Below are 348 nucleotides of genomic sequence, written 5' to 3'. Positions count from 1 at the left end.
CACGCCCTCGGGCAGGCCCGCCTCGGCGAAGATGTCGGCCAGCAGGTTCGCTGCGAGGGGGGTCAGCGGCGCGGGCTTGAGGACCACGCTGCATCCGGCCAGCAGGGCGGGCGCGAGTTTGTTGACGGCCAGGAACAGCGGCACGTTCCAGGCGATGACGGCGGCGACCACACCGACCGGTTCGCGCGAGACCCGGGTGGTGCCGAACAGTCCGGTGCGAGTCTCGGTCCAGGGGAAGGACTTTCCAAGCCCGGCGTAGAAGTCGAGGGTGGCGCGCGCGGGCACGTAGTTGAGGGTGCTGGCGGCCATGGTGGGCGCGCCCATTTCCGCGGACAGCGCGGCGGCGAG

The 348-nt window shown here is 71.8% G+C and carries 1 protein-coding gene; it reads right to left on the bottom strand.

Annotated features, from left to right (window positions below):
* The coding region (locus ACWELQ_RS33395) for an aldehyde dehydrogenase family protein (protein WP_452401023.1) at positions 1-348 on the bottom strand (348 nt) is incomplete at both ends.

Source organism: Nocardia sp. NPDC004722 (assembly GCF_053601505.1).
The sequence above is the reverse complement of the archived record's forward strand: the minus strand, read 5'-3'. Positions and strand labels throughout refer to the sequence as shown.